General features: G+C 56.5%; 20 protein-coding genes. 10 read left to right on the top strand and 10 right to left on the bottom strand.

The features are described 5' to 3' along the window. Nucleotides 1-70: 70 nt before the first annotated feature. The 3 genes from K325_RS0111730 to gmk all read right to left on the bottom strand — a co-directional run bounded on the left by K325_RS0111730 (nt 71) and on the right by gmk (nt 3,333). A complete protein-coding gene (locus K325_RS0111730) occupies nt 71-2,215 on the bottom strand; it encodes a RelA/SpoT family protein (protein ID WP_029654459.1) in 2,145 nt (714 codons plus the stop codon). A 185-nt stretch (nt 2,216-2,400) separates the two neighbouring features. Then, nucleotides 2,401-2,613 (bottom strand): DNA-directed RNA polymerase subunit omega, encoded by a 213-nt coding sequence (rpoZ, locus tag K325_RS0111725; RefSeq protein WP_029654458.1) that lies wholly within the window; start codon nt 2,611-2,613, stop codon nt 2,401-2,403. An 87-nt stretch (nt 2,614-2,700) separates the two neighbouring features. Further along, nucleotides 2,701-3,333 (bottom strand): guanylate kinase, encoded by a 633-nt coding sequence (gene gmk, locus K325_RS0111720; RefSeq protein ID WP_029654457.1) that lies wholly within the window; start codon nt 3,331-3,333, stop codon nt 2,701-2,703. 152 nt (nt 3,334-3,485) lie between these two features. On the opposite strand from gmk, the gene K325_RS0111715 reads away from it, so the two are divergent. Then, entirely contained in the window at nt 3,486-4,364 is an 879-nt protein-coding gene (locus K325_RS0111715; RefSeq protein ID WP_029654456.1) for a universal stress protein, read from the top strand. 38 nt (nt 4,365-4,402) lie between these two features. On the opposite strand, the gene K325_RS0111710 is transcribed toward K325_RS0111715, so the two are convergent. Continuing rightward, entirely contained in the window at nt 4,403-5,272 is an 870-nt protein-coding gene (locus K325_RS0111710) for a YicC/YloC family endoribonuclease (protein WP_029654455.1), read from the bottom strand. A gap of 175 nt (nt 5,273-5,447) precedes the next feature. Here K325_RS0111710 and rph point away from each other — a divergent pair, with 175 nt between their 5' ends. After that, entirely contained in the window at nt 5,448-6,164 is a 717-nt protein-coding gene (rph, locus tag K325_RS0111705) for a ribonuclease PH (protein ID WP_029654454.1), read from the top strand. A gap of 62 nt (nt 6,165-6,226) precedes the next feature. Here rph and K325_RS0111700 read toward each other — a convergent pair whose 3' ends face one another. Then, nucleotides 6,227-7,033: an exodeoxyribonuclease III gene (locus K325_RS0111700; RefSeq protein WP_029654453.1), complete on the bottom strand. Its 807-nt coding sequence runs from the start codon at nt 7,031-7,033 to the stop codon at nt 6,227-6,229. Nucleotides 7,034-7,114: 81 nt separating this feature from the next. On the opposite strand from K325_RS0111700, the gene pyrE reads away from it, so the two are divergent. Then, a complete protein-coding gene (gene pyrE / locus K325_RS0111695) occupies nt 7,115-7,753 on the top strand; it encodes an orotate phosphoribosyltransferase (RefSeq protein WP_029654452.1) in 639 nt (212 codons plus the stop codon). A gap of 3 nt (nt 7,754-7,756) precedes the next feature. Continuing rightward, on the top strand, nt 7,757-8,404 hold the full coding sequence (locus K325_RS0111690; RefSeq protein ID WP_029654451.1) for a DUF4124 domain-containing protein: 648 nt from the start codon (nt 7,757-7,759) through the stop codon (nt 8,402-8,404). Between the two features lie 61 nt (nt 8,405-8,465). Here the strand turns inward: K325_RS0111690 and K325_RS0111685 are convergent, their stop codons facing one another. Then, nucleotides 8,466-8,885, bottom strand: coding sequence for a hypothetical protein (locus tag K325_RS0111685; protein ID WP_029654450.1), 420 nt, complete (start codon nt 8,883-8,885; stop codon nt 8,466-8,468). Between the two features lie 265 nt (nt 8,886-9,150). Here K325_RS0111685 and K325_RS0111680 point away from each other — a divergent pair, with 265 nt between their 5' ends. Beyond that, nucleotides 9,151-9,624, top strand: a complete 474-nt coding sequence (locus tag K325_RS0111680; protein WP_228128440.1) for a fibronectin type III domain-containing protein — start codon at nt 9,151-9,153, stop codon at nt 9,622-9,624. Between the two features lie 20 nt (nt 9,625-9,644). Here K325_RS0111680 and K325_RS0111675 read toward each other — a convergent pair whose 3' ends face one another. Continuing rightward, nucleotides 9,645-9,983 (bottom strand): DUF2782 domain-containing protein, encoded by a 339-nt coding sequence (locus K325_RS0111675; RefSeq protein WP_029654448.1) that lies wholly within the window; start codon nt 9,981-9,983, stop codon nt 9,645-9,647. Nucleotides 9,984-10,071: 88 nt separating this feature from the next. Between K325_RS0111675 and polA the strand changes: the two genes are divergently transcribed. Together polA and K325_RS0111665 are read left to right on the top strand one after the other, a co-directional pair. Beyond that, entirely contained in the window at nt 10,072-12,792 is a 2,721-nt protein-coding gene (gene polA, locus K325_RS0111670) for a DNA polymerase I (protein ID WP_029654447.1), read from the top strand. Between the two features lie 186 nt (nt 12,793-12,978). Then, the gene (locus K325_RS0111665) at nt 12,979-13,296 is read left to right on the top strand and encodes a hypothetical protein (protein WP_029654446.1); all 318 of its coding nucleotides are present in this window, start codon (nt 12,979-12,981) and stop codon (nt 13,294-13,296) included. Nucleotides 13,297-13,334: 38 nt separating this feature from the next. On the opposite strand, the gene K325_RS0111660 is transcribed toward K325_RS0111665, so the two are convergent. The 3 genes from K325_RS0111660 to K325_RS0111650 all read right to left on the bottom strand — a co-directional run bounded on the left by K325_RS0111660 (nt 13,335) and on the right by K325_RS0111650 (nt 17,065). Next, nucleotides 13,335-14,738 (bottom strand): OmpP1/FadL family transporter, encoded by a 1,404-nt coding sequence (locus K325_RS0111660; protein WP_029654445.1) that lies wholly within the window; start codon nt 14,736-14,738, stop codon nt 13,335-13,337. Nucleotides 14,739-14,887: 149 nt separating this feature from the next. Further along, on the bottom strand, nt 14,888-16,009 hold the full coding sequence (locus K325_RS0111655) for a PilT/PilU family type 4a pilus ATPase (protein WP_029654444.1): 1,122 nt from the start codon (nt 16,007-16,009) through the stop codon (nt 14,888-14,890). Nucleotides 16,010-16,030: 21 nt separating this feature from the next. Beyond that, on the bottom strand, nt 16,031-17,065 hold the full coding sequence (locus K325_RS0111650; protein WP_029654443.1) for a type IV pilus twitching motility protein PilT: 1,035 nt from the start codon (nt 17,063-17,065) through the stop codon (nt 16,031-16,033). A 52-nt stretch (nt 17,066-17,117) separates the two neighbouring features. On the opposite strand from K325_RS0111650, the gene K325_RS0111645 reads away from it, so the two are divergent. The 3 genes from K325_RS0111645 (at nt 17,118) to K325_RS0111635 (ending at nt 19,334) form a co-directional block, all read left to right on the top strand. Continuing rightward, nucleotides 17,118-17,831: a YggS family pyridoxal phosphate-dependent enzyme gene (locus tag K325_RS0111645; RefSeq protein WP_029654442.1), complete on the top strand. Its 714-nt coding sequence runs from the start codon at nt 17,118-17,120 to the stop codon at nt 17,829-17,831. Nucleotides 17,832-17,893: 62 nt separating this feature from the next. Next, entirely contained in the window at nt 17,894-18,727 is an 834-nt protein-coding gene (gene proC / locus K325_RS0111640; protein WP_029654441.1) for a pyrroline-5-carboxylate reductase, read from the top strand. A gap of 22 nt (nt 18,728-18,749) precedes the next feature. Further along, entirely contained in the window at nt 18,750-19,334 is a 585-nt protein-coding gene (locus K325_RS0111635; protein ID WP_029654440.1) for a YggT family protein, read from the top strand. Nucleotides 19,335-19,364 lie beyond the last annotated feature (30 nt).

Below are 19,364 nucleotides of genomic sequence, written 5' to 3'. Positions count from 1 at the left end.
TGCATTTTCCTCTTTTCCAAAACGCCAATCGTCACCTTTGGGTGAGGCTACTGTCAACCACGTAAAGGTCTTAGTGCCGCACCCGGCTGATATGGGTCACAGCCCGAATATTGCGGACCCGTCGCATTACTCTGGCCAGATGCTTCCGGCCATGAACATGCACCACCAGGTTAACGATCCCGAACTTCGCATTCTGGTCTTCAACACTGATGCGTTCAATATTGCCATCCGCCATGGCCACCGCGTTCGCCATTTCGGCAATCACACCACGCTGACGTTCCAGCTCTACTCTGAGCTCAACCGAAAACTCATCGGTGATGTCTTTGGCCCACTTGAGATGCGTGAGACGTGCCCGCCCTTCATCGTCCTCCGGCAGTCGTAAACAGGTATCCGAATGAATCACCATACCGTTACCGGAATCCATCACCCCAACCACGGGATCTCCGGGAATCGGCTTGCAGCAACTGGCAAACCGCACCAGCAGGCCCTCGGTGCCCCGGATGGTGACCGCGCCCTGCTTGCTGTCCGGCGCGTTCTCCAGGTTTGCTGGCGCGTCCAGCACCTCATTGCCAGAAACCAGCTGACGGGCCACCAGATACGCCATCCGATTGCCAAGACCGATATCGCTGATCAGGTCGTCAAAGCTGTTGACTTGGTTATGGTTAACCACTGATTGCTTCTGAGCATCGCTGACATCCGACAACTTCGTTCCGAATCCTTTGAGCGAACGCTTGAGCAGAGTGCGGCCAAGCTCCATGGACTCTGCCCGTTTTCGGGTTTTAAGTACGTGCCGGATGCTGCTCCGTGCTTTGCCGGTCACCACGAAGCTGAGCCACGCTGGATTGGGCCGGGCCCCCGGGGCCGTAATAATCTCGACGGTCTGACCGCTTTGCAAAGGCTGGCTCAGAGAGGCAAGGTTCCGGTTGATCCGGCAGGCAACTGCTGCGTTGCCGATATCGGTATGAATAGCGTAAGCAAAATCCACCGGCGTGGCACCGCTGGGCAGCTCCATAATCCGGCCCTTCGGCGTAAAGACGTAGATTTCATCCGGAAACAGGTCCACTTTCACGTGCTCAATAAACTCCATGGAGTCATCGGCACGTTCGCGCATTTCCATCAGGCCCTTCACCCACCGGTCTACACGTGACTGATTAATGGTGGTCACACCAGAGGCTTCGTTTTTGTACATCCAGTGCGCGGCAATCCCGTTATTGGCTATGTGCTCCATCTCTTCCGTCCGGATCTGGATCTCGATGTTCACATGCATGCCAAACAACGTAGTGTGGATGGACTGGTACCCATTGGCCTTGGGCATGGCGATGTAATCCTTGAATCGCCCGGGTAATGGTTTGTAGAGACTGTGTACAGCTCCGAGAATGCGGTAACAGTTGTCTTCGGTGTCCGTGATGATCCGGAAGGCATACACATCCATGATTTCATGGAAGGACTTCTGCTTGAACTTCATTTTGTTGTAGATGGAGTTCAAGTGTTTCTCACGGCCCATGATACGGCCGGGCAACCCGCGCTCTTCGAGCTTCTCCTGAAGCTTGCCCCGAATATCCTCAATAATTTCCCGGTGACTGCCCCGGAGTTTCTCCACCGCTTTGGAGATGTATTTGGAACGCATGGGGTAAAGCGATGAAAAGCCCAGATCTTCAAGTTCTGTGCAGATGGAATGCATGCCCAGGCGGTTAGCGATCGGGGCATAGATATCGAGGGTTTCCGTGGCGATGCGCAGGCGCTTCTCATAGGGCATCGGGCCTAATGTACGCATATTGTGCAAGCGGTCAGCCAGCTTGACCAGAATGACCCGAATATCCTTGGCCATCGCCAGGGTCATTTTCTGGAAATTTTCTGCCTGTGCCTCAGCCCGCGACCGGAATTCGATCTGAGTCAGCTTGGAAACCCCGTCCACCAGTTCGGCCACGTCTTCACCGAATTGCTCGGACAGGGCGTCTTTGGGAATCCCCGTATCTTCAATGACATCATGAAGCATGGCGGCCATCAGGCTCTGATGGTCAAGACGCAGGTCGGCCAGAATCCCAGCCACAGCCAGCGGATGGGTTATATAGCGGTCACCACTTTTTCGCATCTGGCCCTCATGGGCCTGTTCCGCGTAATAGTATGCCCGTCGCACCTGATTGATGCGATTGGTATCAAGGTAGGAACTGAGCTGTTTCGCCAGCTCTTCCACTGTTGACTCTGCTACCGCCACCGCGCCTCCGTTGTCTCTGTTCTAACCGGGAAAAAAAAGCCCGAATGCAAGCATCCGGGCTTTCTTTTTCCTTCCTGGCAGGTTCTATAGATACACTATAAAACTGCGGAGGCAGATTTCAATGCTTCTCGGTTACCGGCACGCACTTTCCCGCCCCAAAAGGCCGGGGCCGGCAACAAAACCTCTCAGTCTTCGTCTTCTTCCAACAGAAGATCGCGGCTTACCTTACCTTCAGCAATCTCACGCAGGGCAATGACCGTCGGCTTATCATTCTCTTCCGGCACCATCGGCTCAGCACCCTTGGTGGCAATCTGGCGGGCGCGCTTGGTGGCCAGCATGACCAGCTGGAAGCGGTTATCTACGTTTTCCAGACAATCTTCAACGGTAACTCGTGCCATTATCTTCCCCGAACAAAAAAATCACTGTTTTAGCAGACCGCGTAGTTTACTGGCCCCGGCTCAATTTGTATACAGTGAAAACCACCATCACGGGCGGCTCGACAGACTCTCCAGAAGTCCGCCGTGGCGAACCTGCTGCTGCGCCATTCTCAGGCGCTGAGCCCGGACAATCGCCAACAGATCCTCCTGAGCGGTCGCAAAAACGTCATTCACAACCAGATAGTCGAACGCCACAGCATGCCGACACTCTTCTTCGGCTTCCGATAACCGTCGCTCAATGACCTCCGGGGCATCGGTACCCCGGCCAACAAGGCGCTCCCGGAGAATCTCGGCCGAGGGCGGCACGATGAAGATGCTGACGCATTCAGGAATCAGGCGGCGCACCTGCTCAGCCCCCTGCCAGTCGATTTCCAGAATCACATCCTGCCCCTGGCTCAACGTTTCGCGCACCCAGGTCTGGGAGGTTCCGTAGTAATTGCCGAAAACCTCTGCATGCTCCAGAAAATCACCGGCGGCAATCATCGACTCGAAACTGTCACGGCTCACAAAATGGTAGTTCACACCATCCCGCTCACCATCGCGCATGCCCCGGGTGGTATGGGAAACAGACACCCCCAAGCGGCCATCCTGGCGTAACATTTCGGCAACAAGACTGGTTTTTCCCGCGCCCGACGGTGCAGAAATGACGAACAGCGTGCCCTGAACACCGGCCTCTCTCATGACTTGTAGCCCCCTGAATGCATTGCGGCGCACGCCATGCGCGTGACCGGAAAAAGCCGGAATTATACGGGGTTTGACTTATATCCGCACCCCGAAGCCGGAACAGCTGATAGTATCCCGGACTAGAACTATCCAACACGATGGAACGGAACATGGACAAACTGCTTATCATCATGGACCCCGCTCACAAGCATCAGAAAGCACTGGGGCGGGGAATAGAGCTGGCCAGGACAACCGGTGCAGCGCTTGAGGTCGTGGCCTTCGTTCACGAGTATCTGGACGCCTTGCCAGCAGATCCCACGGTTCAGCAAACCGCCAGGGAAGCCCTGATCGAACATCGGCAGAAATGGCTGGAACAGATGCTCGCGCTGGCTGATTGCCAGGATCTGCAGATCGATCTTCTTACCGTCTGGGAAAAGAACATCCATCAGTGGATCATTGAGCGATGCCAACAGACGGACGCTATGGCGGTTGTGAAGACCGGGCACCGCTCAGAGCACTTTCTGTACACTCCCACAGACTGGCACCTGATACGGGAATGTCCTGCCCCTGTCATGCTGGTCGCCGAAAAAAAATGGAACCGGGCACACCCGATCCTGGCGGCCGTCGACCTGAGCACGGACAAACCGGCGAAAAAAGCGTTGAACACCCGAATTATCGAGCAGGCTTCGAAACTGGCCAGGGCCATGGAAACCGATCTGCACCTGGTGCATGCCCTGCACACATCGGTTGTTCTCGCCGATCTGGATATCATCGACATGGCAGCTCACGCACGCAAACGTGAAGCTGCACTGAAGCCCAGAATTGAACACCTGTGCAACACCTGGCATCTGCCCCCGGAACAGATCCACCTCGAAGCCGGTCCGGCACAGAAAGTCATTCCCAGTGTCGCCAACCGCATCAAAGCCGACATGGTCGTCATCGGCACAACGGGAAAAACCGGCTTAGCAGCACGAGTCATCGGCAACACCGCTGAAAAAGTCCTGACTCACCTTCGCACCGACCTTCTCGCCATCAAGCCCGCCGGCTAGCTGGCAAAACCGGGCGGAGGCATACTCCGCCCGGGAACCTACTCCAGATTCTGAACCTGCTCCCGCATTTGCTCAATCAATACTTTGAGCTCCACCGCAGAGCGGGTCACACCGGCGTCAATACTCTTACTGCTAAGAGTATTAGCCTCCCGGTTCAGTTCCTGCATCAGGAAATCCAGCCTGCGGCCAACCGCATCATTCCCCTGCAAGGACTCTGTGACTTCACTGATGTGCGCCTCCAGCCGATCCAACTCTTCAGCCACATCGCACTTCTGGGCCAGCATCACCATCTCCTGGGCCACCCGGTCAGAATCCAGCTCCACCCGCGCCTTTTCAAAGCGATCCCGAAGGTTTTTCTCCTGAGCCGCCAACAACTCGGGTAACCTGGTGCGCACTTCTTCCACTAACGCCCCCATGGTTGCCAGACGCTCTTCGAACAGCGGGCGAAGACGTTCTCCTTCCCTCTCCCGGACACTGACGAGTTCAGTGATCGTCTCAGAAAACAGCTCAACAGCCGCTTCACGTGCGGCGCTGTAATCCTGCTCCGGAACCGACAAAACCCCCGGCCAGCGCAAAATATCCAGCGCATTGATATGCGCCGGATTGTCGAGCATACGGTTGATGTGATTAGCCGCATCGTTAACCGCTCTGGCGACGTCCTCACAGATTTCAAACCCCTGCACTGCCTGCTCCTCGGATTGCAGCCGCATGGAAATATCCACCTTGCCCCGTTTCAGCCCCTTCCTCCGAAGCTCTTCCCGGAACCGGTTTTCCAGCTCCCGGAATGCCTCCGGCAGCCGGAATGAAGGCTCCAGATAGCGGTGGTTAACCGTACGGATTTCGCAGGTCAGCGTCCCCCAGTCTCCACGGACGTCCTTGCGGGCAAAAGCAGTCATACTGCGAATCATAATGGCTCCCCATCGGTAGACAGATCAGGCCAGTCTACCAGCCAACAGACCCGGCCTGCGAACCCGACTAAAGCCGCACAGTCCAGCCGGCACCAGGGGCGTGCTATACTCCGGCCCTTTCTTACGAATCACCCGGCAAAGGCCGGACATTCTTCATTGAACGACAGGACCTACTATGCGACCAAGCGGCAGAACGCCCGAGCAACCCAGAGACGTCTGCATCACCCGTAACTATACCCGCCATGCCGAAGGCTCAGTGCTGGTTGAGTTCGGCGACACCAAGGTCATCTGCACGGCCTCTGTCGAGAACAAGGTACCTCCCTTCCTTCGTGGCGAGGGCAAGGGCTGGATTACCGCTGAGTATGGCATGCTACCCCGGTCAACAGGCAGCCGGATGGGGCGCGAAGCAGCTCGCGGCAAACAAGGTGGCCGTACCGTGGAAATTCAGCGACTGATCGGCCGCAGCCTGCGCGCAGCCGTCGACCTGGAAGCTTTGGGTGAACACACCATCACCATTGATTGCGATGTTATTCAGGCAGACGGTGGCACTCGTACTGCAGCAATTACCGGCGGCTGCGTGGCGCTGGTCGACGCACTGAATCACCTCGTGAAGGAAAAGCGCCTGAAGAAATCGCCGCTCAAGCAAATGGTTGCGGCCATCTCCGTCGGTGTATTCAAGGGCACCCCGGTGGCCGATCTGGACTATCCGGAAGATTCTGAAGCCGAAACCGACATGAACGTGATCATGACTGACCGTGGCGGCTTTATTGAAATTCAGGGAACCGCAGAGGGCGCTCCGTTCGAGCAGTCTGAACTGGACAGCATGCTGGTGCTGGCAAGAAAAGCGATTAACGAGCTGTTTGAAATTCAGAAAGCGGCTTTGGCCGAGTAGACCGACCGCGGGCCCGGAGAGGGAGTTTCCAGGCCCGCGACAACTCAGTTAAACCGTCAGGCTCAGAGCCCGATTTCGATGTCGTAATCCATAATCACCGGAGCGTGATCGGAGAAACGGGTCTCCTCATCAATCCAGCCATCACGAATGGTCTTGCGAATACCCGGCGTCAGCAGCTGGTAATCCACCCGGATACCCGCTTTCTTGCGGGAACCTTCAGTCTGTTCGGGCCACCAGGTGAACTGATTACTCTGCTTGTTGATTTCACGGAAGGCATCCACACAGCCCATTTCATCAAAAAGGCGATCCAGCCATGCCCGTTCATGGGGCAGGAAACCGGAAAAATCCGTTTTGTGATACAGAGGGCTTGCATCCGTCACATGGTGCGCTGTCTGCAGGTTCGCACAGAAAATAAACTGCCGGCGCTTACGCAGGGTTTTCTGCATGTGTACGCCGAAAGCATCCATAAACTCATCTTTGTGATCAAGAACCGTCAGGTCGTCTTCCCCAATCAGCTCTTCCTCTCGCCCCAGGGCGCAGGGTGCCAGCACGCAGGCCACCGATACCTTATCGAAATCGGCCTGTATGAAGCGCCCCTCACGGTCGGCCTGCTCATTCGCAAAGCCGTACATGATGGCCTTAGGGAAATGCCGGGTAAAAATCCCCACTCCCCCATGCTCGTTCAGTTCACCATCAATAAAATACGCTTCATAGCCTTCCGGAATCAGGTTTTTGTCTTCAATCTCGTAGGCACGCATGCGGTGATCCTGCACACAGACGACATCAGCGTCCTGCCCGGCAAGCCAGTCAAAAAAACCTTTTTCAACAGCCTGTTCAAGACCATTGACGCTGATTGATACTACCCGCATACGTGTTCCCTGATTCGGTTTGTGTGTATGATACCGTTTTTACGCTTTAATTAAAGATCAAACCCCGCCAGAAGCCTTGCCATGCATGACTATCAGAAAAAATTTATAGAGTTTGCCATCCAGCGGAATGTTCTGCGTTTTGGAGAATTCACACTCAAATCCGGGCGCACCAGCCCCTACTTTTTCAACGCTGGGCTGTTCAACACCGGAAACGACCTGCTCGAACTGAGCAAAGCCTACGCTGCGGCAGTTTCGCGCAGCGGGCTGGATTATGACATCATTTTCGGGCCTGCCTATAAGGGCATTCCGTTGGCTACGGTTACCGCCATGGCGTTGGCAACCAACGGCGAAAACAAGCCTTTTGCATTTAATCGCAAAGAAAAGAAAGACCATGGTGAGGGTGGCAATATTGTTGGCGCTCCACTACAAGGTAAGGTATTGATTGTTGACGATGTGATCACAGCCGGCACCGCCATCCGCGAATCCATCGACATCATCCGGGCTGCGGGCGCAGAACCGGCCGGTGTACTGATTGCCCTCGATCGGCAAGAGAAAGGCAATGGCGAGCTGTCCGCCATCCAGGAAGTCGAAAAAGAATATGGCATCCCTGTGATCAGTATCATTCGTCTTGATCAGGTACTGGATTACCTGAAGGCCAATCCGGAGTTTTCCGGCCATGCGGAGACCGTGGCCAGTTACCGGGATCGTTACGGAGTCTGAGGCATGCGTTACCGACTGACCGCTTCTCCTGTTGTTGCCGGCGTTGCGGCCTTGGGTTTGTTGCTGGCAGCCAGCGCCGAGGCCACCATGTACCGTTACACAGATGAAAACGGCAGACTGGTGATCAGCAACACGATTCCTCAGGAGGCCACCACTCGGGGCTATGACATCCTGAGCAATAATGGCCGGGTGGTGGAGTCCATCCCTCCGGCCCCGACCGCCGAGGAAATAGCCGCGCGGGAGGCCGAGAAGGAACGTAAGCACCAGTTGGAGATCCAGCAGGAACAGGACCGTATTCTGCTGAAACGTTTCAGCCACCCGGATCAGGCCGTGCGCGCCATGCATCGTAAAATCCGGGAACTTGAAGGCATTATCCAGCTCAAACGCGGCAACATCTCGGTGATTTCCAGCCAACTGGACAACGAGCAGAGCCGGGCAGCGGATATGGAACGGGCAGGACGCCCAATTCCAGAGAGCACTCTGGAAAAGATTCATCGGCTGGAAGCGCAGATCCGGGACGTCGAGCGGGAAATCTCAGCCCAGCAACACGACATCAGCGAAATGACACAAGCCTACGAAACCGACATTCGGCGGCTTGAGAAAATCACCGGTGAAAAACGAACCCTGCCTATTGAGCCGGAAAGCGATTAAACAACCCGATAAAAAAGGGCGCTCTTGAGAGCGCCCTTTTTTTCTGGCACCGGCGAGCTGATCAGGCAGTCGCGGCCCCGGCCTTGCTCGCAGCCGGCTTCCGCGCTGCGGTCTTGCGGGCGGCTGGCTTTTTAGCCACCACGGTCTTCTTGGCTTCCTGCGCAGCATCGGCCACATCTTCAGCCACCTCAGAGACAGCATCCGCACCTTCGGCAGCCTCTTTTTCCAGCTTGGCGACCAGTTCAGCCGCAAAATTGCCAAAACGGGTATTCAGAGAACGCAGCTGTCCGAACAGGTTTTCTGAATAACCATTGTAACGCTCGCGCAAGCTCTTCACGCTGTACTCGCGAGCTTCGGCTTCCAGCTTCTCGGCATAGTCGAACGGCTTGGAAGCCAGTTTCTTCTGCTGATCTTCCGCTGCGTTGATGCCCTTCTCTACGATGTCCTGCAATTGTTCCTGATAGGATTTCAGCTTACCCATGATTACTCTCCCTCTCTTCGAGTCGTCTGGCTCCGGACTCTGCCGGGCCACTGGTAACATTCGCCTACCAAGTTACGATCAAAAATTAGAATGTTCACACTAAACCAAAATACGGGTTTTTACCGATTTTTCACTTGATCACAGAGTACCCGCTGGCATAATCGCACACTTCTTATTGAACGAAGCCGTCTCCCTGATTTATTCCGGTGCCATACGTAAAAACGACAGCGTGAGGGTGCTAACAGCACCCCGTATGCGAGTAGCCATGACAAGATTATTAATCCGGGGCCATTTGCCGCGCGCAATGGCCATGGCGCTGGCCCTTTGTGCCGCGTTTCTGGTGGCAGGTTGTCAGGAGGACACCCGGGCCAGCAAACTGGACTCCAAGCGCGCTTCGGAAGTGGCAGACTCCCGCCTGAAACAGGCCCAGGGCGATCTTCTCGCCACGCTTGGCCAAGACACCCCGGAAACCGCAGCCCCGAAAACACTGACCTGGAATCCCCCCATGACCCGCGAAGACGGCACCGCCCTAACGCCGGGCCAGATTGCCGGGTATCGGATTTACTTCCGGCTCAAGCACCGCGACAGTTTCAATGTTATTCCCCTGAGCGACGGCAGCACAACACGGTACACACTGGCAGACATGCCGCCAGGCGCCTACGAGTTTTCGATCACCACCATTGATGTAGAAGGCCTGGAAAGCCAGCGTTCAGACCCGGTCGAGGTCAACCTGATCTGAACGCAGGGAAGGCGCGGGCATTACCAGCGGAAAATGACCCAACTCGGAACCATCAGATCTGACTCGGTATCCTGCGCCCAGCCACCGCCCTCTGCGGGCACCAGGTAGTACTCAGGACCAACCTCTGGCACCACTTTAATTTCCATCAACTGGCCATTGACCCGGTATTCGTAAAACACTTCATTCTCGCCGGGGCGAATCACAATCTCCGCGCCACCTTCTGGCGGCTGGTAATCCGAAATCACCACGGGCTCCTGAGGCGTCACCACTGGCGTCGCATCCAGGGCTCCTTCATCCTGAGCCAGCAAAGTCGAAGAGAAGCCGCCCAGCAGCAGGGCGGAGAAGGCGATTCGTTTCATTTTCGTGGTACCCTTTAAACCATCGTTATAACCACAAGCGTTGCACAAGCCAATCCACGCTTCAATCAGAATCCGGACTTGTTTTGATATGACTGACCAAACCAACCCTCCCGTGGTTCTGGTGGACGGATCGTCCTACCTGTTCCGTGCCTACCATGCCCTGCCACCGCTGACGACCAGCAAGAATCACCCAACGGGCGCCATTAAAGGTGTCATTAGTATGCTGAGGCGCATTGAGCAGGATTTCCCGGGCTCGAAAACCGTGGTGGTCTTCGATGCCAAGGGCAAGACCTTCCGGCATGAGATGTATGAAGAATACAAAGCGAATCGTCCCCCGATGCCGGACGACCTGGCAATGCAGATTGAGCCCATTCACAACATCGTCCGTGCCATGGGCCTGCCCCTGCTCGTCGTCCCGGGCGTTGAAGCCGACGACGTTATCGGCACCCTCGCCCACGAAGCCACCAGCAAAGGCATCGACGTTGTGGTTTCAACCGGTGACAAAGACATGGCGCAACTCGTCAGTGACCATGTCACGCTCATCAACACCATGACGGAAACCGCCATGGACCGGGAAGGCGTGATTGAAAAGTTCGGGGTAACCCCCGAACAGATCATCGACTACCTCGCACTGGTCGGCGACAAGGTTGATAACATCCCCGGGGTCAACAAGTGTGGGCCCAAAACCGCCGTGAAATGGCTTCAGGCATACGAAGACCTGGATAACCTGATCAACCATGCCAATGAGATCAAAGGGAAAATCGGAGAATACCTCCGGGACGCCACTGAGACGCTGCCGCTGAGCCGCGAACTGGCCACCATACGCACCGACGTGGAACTGGCCTTTGGCCTGGAAGACCTCCAGGAGCGCCAGCAGGACAACACCACCCTGCTGGATCTGTTTAAAGAGTATGAGTTCCGAGGTTGGATTACGGAACTGGAGAACGATGCAAATCCGCAGCAGCCATTCCCGGACACCGCACCCCGAGCTGAAGTGGAGAAACAGTATGACGTTATTACCGACCAGGCTGAATTCGACCAGTGGCTCCAGGAGCTGAAAGACGCAGACCTGTTCGCCTTTGACACCGAAACCACCAGTCTTCGGTACATGGAAGCGGAAGTCGTTGGCGTCTCCTTTGCCATCGAGCCGGGAAAAGCCGCCTATGTGCCACTGGCTCACGATTACATGGGTGCACCGGAGCAACTGAATCGCGAGTCGATCCTGGCGCAACTGAAACCACTGCTGGAAGACCCCGAAAAGAAAAAGGTCGGGCAGAACCTCAAGTACGATAAAAACGTTCTGGCCAACCACGACATTCATCTTGAAGGGATTGCGGAGGACACCATGGTGGAGTCCTACGTCCTCAACTCGGTGGCAACCCGGCACGACATGGACAGTCTGGCGAAGGCTTACCTCGACGAGGAGACCATCAGCTATGAGTCCATCGCCGGCAAAGGAGCCAAGCAACTCACGTTCAACCAGATCGATCTGGAAAAAGCCGGCCCCTACGCGGCGGAGGACGCCGACATTACCCTTCGGCTGCATCAGGTCCTCAGCCCGCTCCTGCAAGGCACCGGCAGATTGGAGTCGGTTTACCGGAACATAGACCTGCCCCTGGTGCCGGTACTCTCCCGAATGGAGCAGCGTGGCACCCTGATCAGCGCCAGCACCCTGCGCCGGCACAGTCAGGAACTGGCCGAGCGCATGGCAACGCTTGAGAAGGAAGCCCACGACGTGGCCGGGGAAGCCTTCAATCTGGGATCGACCAAACAGCTCCAGGCGATTCTCTACGACAAGCTGGGCCTGAAGGTCATCAAGAAAACCCCCAAAGGCGCCCCGTCCACTGCCGAGCCGGTCCTTCAGGAACTTGCCCATGAACATGAGCTGCCCCGCCTGATTGTGCAACACCGGAGCCTGAGCAAGCTCAAGTCCACCTACACCGACACCCTGCCCGAGCTGATTCACCATCGCACTGGCCGCGTTCACACTTCCTACCACCAGGCCGTGACCGCCACAGGGCGCCTGTCATCCTCTGAACCAAACCTTCAGAATATCCCGATCCGGACCGAAGAAGGCCGGCGCATACGCCAGGCGTTTATCGCACCGGAGGGTTACAAACTGCTGGCGGCGGATTACTCCCAGATCGAGCTGCGGATAATGGCTCACCTGTCTGGCGACAAAGGCTTGCTGACAGCCTTTGAACGCGGTGAGGACATTCACAAAGCGACGGCGGCGGAAGTGTTTGGCGTTTCCGTCGACGAGGTCACCGGAGATCAGCGACGCAGCGCAAAAGCCATCAACTTCGGCCTGATCTACGGCATGTCCGCATTTGGACTCGCTCGCCAGCTGGAGGTCGACCGCAAAACTGCCCAGGCCTACATTGACCGCTATTTCGAACGCTATCCCGGCGTCCTGACATACATGGACAACATCCGCAAGCAGGCCCACGACGATGGCTATGTCGAAACGCTCTATGGCCGCAGGCTATACCTGCCCGAGATTAATGCCCGCAACAAGCAGCTGCAGCAGGCCGCCGAGCGCACCGCCATTAACGCCCCCATGCAGGGAACGGCAGCTGACATCATCAAACGAGCGATGATTGATGTTGATCACTGGCTGCGTACCGAGCACGCCAGTGACGCCTGCATGACCATGCAAGTGCACGACGAACTGATCATCGAGGTCCGCGAAGACGCGGTGGAAAATGTAAGGGACGGCCTGGTCAGACGCATGTCCTCAGCCGCGAACCTGGATGTACCTTTGCTGGTGGAAGCCGGCATTGGCGACAACTGGGATCAGGCCCACTAAGAAAGCCCCTGCCCTGTTTCTGCCCAGATCCCGCCGCCGGGCACAGAAACAGGGCGCACAACGCCCAGCCAGATCACCCCGAAAGTGAATAAACACGCGCCCTGCCATAAGGGCATGGATTCTGCATTGTTATCCGGGTCTCGGGGCAAAAGCCCCGTACAGCGACATCAATGCGAGGTCCAAGCGATGAATTCCGCAACCAACGAACGCAACTGGCTGTTCGACCCCAGCCTGCTCAAACTCGTTCATCAATGCCGTCGTCTCATACAGTCTGAATTTGGCGTCAAGCTCCACCTTGATGAAGCCAACCTGGCCACTAGCCTTGCCACCTATGCTGGCAAAACCCGCTCAAAACACCTGATACAGACGTGGGAAGTGCTGAAACAGAGAGTCCCGGAACTGGGGAAGTCCTGCAGACCTCAGGAAGACCCTGCCAAAGCAGGAGGGGGAAAGGACGCGCCCCGGCAGCGAAAGATCATCTACCGGGGGCAGGTCGTCGGCTAAAACCTGGATGGATTCAGCCAACCGGAGCCAGCAAATTGTTAGAACGCTTTGCTGATTTCGAAGGCTGCACTCCAGGCACTCAGGTCGTACTCGGCTTTATAATAGCTGGGATCTGAAATGCCCGGCGCGAGTTCCGCCACCTGGCCCGGGTTTCCGTGCTGGTAATTCCGCTCGGTGAACTCCGGATCATCCTTGAACAGCAGCGTACCGACGGCAACATCCACGCTCCAGCCACTCTGAACATCGGCCCAGCGCGCACCCAGAGTCAGCCAGTGGCGGTCACTGGAGGGCACTCGTGCCGTGACGTAGTCATCAACCGGGGACTCATCCCAGGCGTATCCGGCCTTGAATGCCCATGCCGGAGTTGCCTGCCAGATCGCACCAGCATTGAGCTGCCAGGTATTCTTCCAGCGCTCGGTAACGTGAGAGATAACCGCACCATCCACCGGAGCCTGGGCAATGGGGCCACCTGCCTGATCGCTGACAATATCCAGCTCTTCAAAGCGGCTCCAACGGGCGTAGGTCGCACCCGCCAGCAGCGTGACGTCATCCGTCAAGCGATGGCGAATACCCAGCGTGGCACTCTCAGGAATCGCCAACGGTACCTTGATATCTTCACTGACGGTCAGGGTCGGGCCCGTCGGATTCGCCGGGTTGGGAATACCGGAGATTTCCAGATCACCATCCAGTTCCAGTTCGGTTCCCGTTTGCAGGGTCAGGCCCAGCTGCGTCGCTTCCGATAATTCATAGAGGAAGCCCACCCGAAAGGTCACTCCAATGTCATCACCCTCGGCATCGGCGTAGGGCTCTTCAAGCATCAGAGCCGCCGGGCCGACACTCGCACTCAGGTCCTGAAACCGGCTCAGGCGACCTTCTGCGTACAGGATGTTCAGCCCAAGCCCCATTGAGAGACCCTGGCCGTTATTGATCGCAATAGAGGGAGTAAATGCGATGGCTTTCAACTCCGTCTTATCCGCAAAGAAACGGCCTGCGAAGTCATTGTCATAGTCTGCAGCCAGGCCATAGGGCGCATGGATACCAAAACCAACGTCTATTGAGTCGTTAATTTCATGGGTCAGGTACAGGTTCGGCAACACCGCGAGGTCTGCAATATCACCACCATCGCTGCCAGGAGTCACCGGCACACCAGGGTTGTTCCGGCCAGATTCGACGCTCCCGCTCTTCGCTTCGGCATCAATGTCCAGAAAGGCCGCACCAAACGAGAGGTTGGTACCCGACAACTGGCTCATACCAGCGGGGTTAAAAAGAACGGTGGTCGCGTTTTCAGGGTTTGCCGCCGCACCGGCATTGGCCACACCCATCTGGCTGGCGCTTTGCTCGTTCAACGAGAAGCCACCGGCCATAACGCTGGCTGGAGCAGCAATGGCCGCCAACGAGGCCAGGCGAATTGCTTTTACGAGTGCTTTGGAATTTTTGTGCATGGTGTACTCCTTTTTTAGAATCGCGCGGAGTATACGCAGCACAGGCCAATGGCCTCAAATGCCAAAACTACTGGTTCGTTCAGCTAACAAATTACAACTTTGGTATTAGGCGGACGCCCCCCGGCAAGCGGGGGCGAAAAACAAGGACGTTAATCGTCCTGAATGGTGAGCTTGTCAACCGATGACGACAGCTTGTCTGCCCCCTGGGCATCGGTTCCCAGCTTGATCATCAGACGCAGGTCGTTCGCGGAATCTGCATGGGCCAGCGCGTCTTCGTAGGTAATGGAGCCTTCGGAATACAGCGTGTAGAGCGCCTGGTCGAAGGTTTGCATGCCGGACTCATTGGACTTGGCCATCAGCTCTTTCAGCCTGTGAACTTCACCCTTACGGATCAGGTCCGCTACCAGCGGGGTATTGATCAGCACTTCGATTACCGCCTTGCGCCCCTTACCATCGGGCGTCGGTATCAACTGCTGGGCGACAATAGCTCTCAGGTTGAGCGACAGATCCATCCAGATCTGGTTGTGCTGCTCCGGCGGGAAAAACTGAATAATCCGGTCCAGCGCCTGGTTCGCGTTGTTGGCGTGGAGCGTTGCCAGACACAGGTGACCAGTCTCAGCAAACTGCACCGAATACTCCATGGTTTGCCGAGTCCGTACCTCACCAATCAGAATGACATCCGGTGCCTGACGGAGTGTGTTTTTCAGCGCCACCTCAAAACTCTCGGTATCAATCCCCACTTCCCGCTGAGTCACAATGCATCCCTGATGCTGGTGAACAAACTCAATCGGATCCTCAATGGAAATGATATGCCCCCGGCTGTTCCGGTTTCGATGCCCGAGCATGGCAGCCAGAGACGTCGACTTACCCGTGCCCGTAGCGCCCACAAACATGATCAGGCCGCGCTTGGTCATGGCCAGATCCTTGATAATTTCCGGCAGCGACAAGTCATCAATCTGGGGGATTTTCACCTCGATCCGGCGAAGCACCATGCCACACAGGTTGCGCTGAAAAAAAGCAGAAACCCGGAATCGCCCGATGCCCCGGGCACTGATCGCGAAGTTACACTCGTGGGTTTCTTCAAATTCTGCACGCTGCTTATCATTCATGGCACCATAGACGAGTTCCCGCGTCTGTTCTGGCGTCAGTGCGTTCTTGGTTACCGGCAACACTTTCCCATTTACTTTCATGCTTGGCGGAACCCCTGCCGTGATAAACAGGTCAGAGCCACCCTTTTCCACCATCAGCCGAAGCAGTTTTTCGAATTCCATGTGTCTACCCAGTTTTCAGTCTCAGAAGTTATCAGGCATCTTGGCTTTGGCCCGCGCCGCCTCACGGGAGATCAGGCCTTTCTGCAACAAACGCTCCAGACATTGATCCAGCGTCTGCATGCCCAGTGAACCACCGGTCTGGATCGCCGAGTACATCTGGGCAATCTTGTCTTCCCGGATCAGGTTCCGGATGGCCGCCGTCCCAATCATGATTTCGTGCGCGGCAATTCGGCCGCCCCCCATTTTTTTCATCAGGGTCTGCGAGATAACCGCCTGCAGAGACTCCGACAACATGGAACGGACCATAGACTTTTCTTCCGCGGGAAACACATCAACGACCCGGTCGATGGTCTTGGCAGCGGAGGTTGTATGCAGCGTACCGAATACCAGGTGTCCGGTTTCTGCGGCCGTCAGCGCCAGCCGGATGGTTTCCAGGTCCCGCAGCTCGCCCACCAGAATGATGTCCGGGTCTTCCCGCAAGGCCGAACGCAAGGCTTCATTGAACCCCAGAGTGTCCCGATGCACTTCCCGTTGGTTGACCAGACACTTTTTCGAGTCGTGCACAAATTCAATGGGGTCTTCGATGGTGAGAACGTGCTCATACCGGGTGTCGTTGATGTAATCCATCATTGCCGCGAGGGTTGTGGATTTACCGGAACCGGTCGGCCCTGTCACCAGCACCAGGCCGCGAGGCACAGAGGCGATATCCTTGAAAACCTGGCCCATGCCCAGATCTTCCATGGTAAGCACTTTCGAGGGGATGGTCCGGAAAACCGCACCTGCGCCCCGGTTCTGGTTGAACGCGTTGACCCGGAAACGGGCCACGCCCGGAACCTCGAACGAGAAATCGGTTTCGAGGAACTCCTCATAATCCTTGCGCTGCTTGTCGTTCATGATGTCGTAGATCAACCCATGCACTTCTTTGTGCTCCATGGGGGGAAGGTTAATCCGGCGCACGTCGCCGTCGACACGAATCATAGGTGGCAAGCCGGCAGACAGGTGCAAATCCGACGCACCCTGTTTCGCCGAAAAGGCAAGCAGTTCAGTAATATCCATAGGATTCCTCGGAGGGCTTTTTCTTTTAGTCCAGAAGCGGCAAACTCACATTATGAGCAGCATAGCAGACAACATCGGGAGCGTAACCCGACGCATACAAAAAGCAACATTGCAATCGGGCCGTGAGCCCGACAGCGTGCATTTGCTGGCCGTCAGCAAAACCCGGCCAGCGGACGATCTGATCGCGGCCTACGCCGCTGGGCAGAAGGCGTTCGGAGAGAGCTATCTGCAGGAGGCCCTGGACAAGATTCAGGCCCTGTCAGGGAAAGCAGACATTGAATGGCATTTTATTGGCCCGGTCCAGTCCAACAAGACCCGACAGATTGCCGAATCCTTCGCCTGGGTGCACAGTGTTGATCGGCTCAAAATAGCCCGCCGTCTCAACGAACAGCGGCCAGAGGCCCTGCCAGCCCTGAACATCTGCCTGCAGGTGAACATCAACAACGAAACCAGCAAGTCCGGCTGTCGACTTGACGATCTCGATAACCTGATCGCCGAGATTGGCAAACTGCCAAAGCTGAGCCTGCGGGGGCTGATGGCCATCCCCGATCCGGAGCAGTCTGAAACCGACCTGCGGAAGAGCTTCCGAACCCTGGCCACAGCCCTGAGCGAGCTGCAACGGGATCATCCCGACGCAGGCCCTCTGGACACCCTCTCAATGGGCATGTCAGACGACCTGGAGGCTGCCATCGCCGAGGGTGCAACCTGGGTACGAGTAGGCTCGGCCCTGTTCGGGAGCCGGCCAGCCAAACGCAGCCAGAGCTGAGCGGCACAGATCCTGTTATTATCCAGATCAACGAATCAAACGACCAAGACCGGGAGTGAACCTTGAGCAGATCACCCACCATTTCGTTCATCGGCGCAGGCAACATGGCCAGCGCTATCATCGGTGGCATGCTGGACAGCGGATTCGAGGCTGGCGACATCTGGGTCAGCGCGCCGGATGATGGCCACCTGCAGTCCATTCGCAAACGGTTTGGCATCAGCATCACCACCGACAACCGCTACTGCGCCCAGCAGGCGGACATCGTCGTTCTGGCAGTGAAACCCCAGGTTATGGCCGACGTTTGCCAGGACATAGCACCGGTGGTCCAGAACACCAGGCCGCTGATGGTTTCTATTGCCGCCGGGCTGACCGCCGACACACTGGATACCTGGCTGGGCGGCGGGTTACCGCTGATCAGGGTGATGCCCAACACCCCGTCTCTGGTCGGCAAGGGGGCTGCGGGCCTGTTTGCCAACAGCCACGTTAAGGACGATCAGAAAAATGCCGTGCAGGCCGTCTTTGAGAGCATTGGCTCTGCACTCTGGGTAGAGGATGAAAACCTCCTTCACAGTGTAACGGCACTCTCCGGCAGTGGCCCCGCCTATTTTTTCCTGATGCTGGAAGCTCTGGAAGCGGCCGCCACAGAAGCAGGCATTGCGCCGGAAACAGCGCGGGCCCTCGCGATACAAACCATGGCTGGCGCTGCGGAAATGGCGGCACGCAGTGACGATGACCCTGGCCAGCTCAAGCGGAATGTGATGTCACCAGGAGGCACCACAGAGCGTGCCATCAATACCTTTGAAGACGGCGGCCTGCGCGACCTGGTGAACAAGGCCTACAACGCCGCCTTCGAACGCTCACGCGAGATGTCAAAAGAACTGGCAGACAAACAGTAACCCATAACGGAGATTCAGCTTCATGCTGGCAGATATTGTCATTACGATCCTGCTGATTGCGTCTACCTTTTATATGACCATTGTCCTGCTTCGGTTTCTCCTGCAGCTGGCCAGGGCGGACTTTTACAACCCGATTTCACAATTTGTGGTCAAGGCAACCAACCCGCCATTGCGCCCCCTGAGACGCTTTATTCCGGGGTGGGGTGGAATCGATGGCGCCTCTCTGGTTCTGGCCATCCTCATTCAGGCCATTACGTTCTTTTTCATTCTCGTGGCCCTGAACGGAGGCGTCCCCGCCATAAACCCCATTACCCTGTTGGTATGGGCTGTCCTGAATGTGCTGAGTCTGATCGTAAAGATCTACTTCTGGTCGGTGATTGCGGTCGTTGTGGTGAGCTGGATTGCCCCTCAGAGTGGCCACCCGGCAATCCAGCTGGTTGCCCAGATTACCGAACCGGTGATGCGCCCCGTCCGAAACCTCATGCCGTCCATGGGAGGACTGGACCTGTCCCCGATCATCGTCTTTCTGATACTGAACGTGATTACCGTGGTCATAGACCATATGAAAGTCGCCGCCGGCCTGGGCTCCATAGGCCTCGGAATGTAACCTGAGTCTCAAATATACATTCCGTTACAT

This window comes from Marinobacter daepoensis DSM 16072 (assembly GCF_000421165.1).
GTDB lineage: Bacteria > Pseudomonadota > Gammaproteobacteria > Pseudomonadales > Oleiphilaceae > Marinobacter > Marinobacter daepoensis.
The sequence above is the reverse complement of the archived record's forward strand: the minus strand, read 5'-3'. Positions and strand labels throughout refer to the sequence as shown.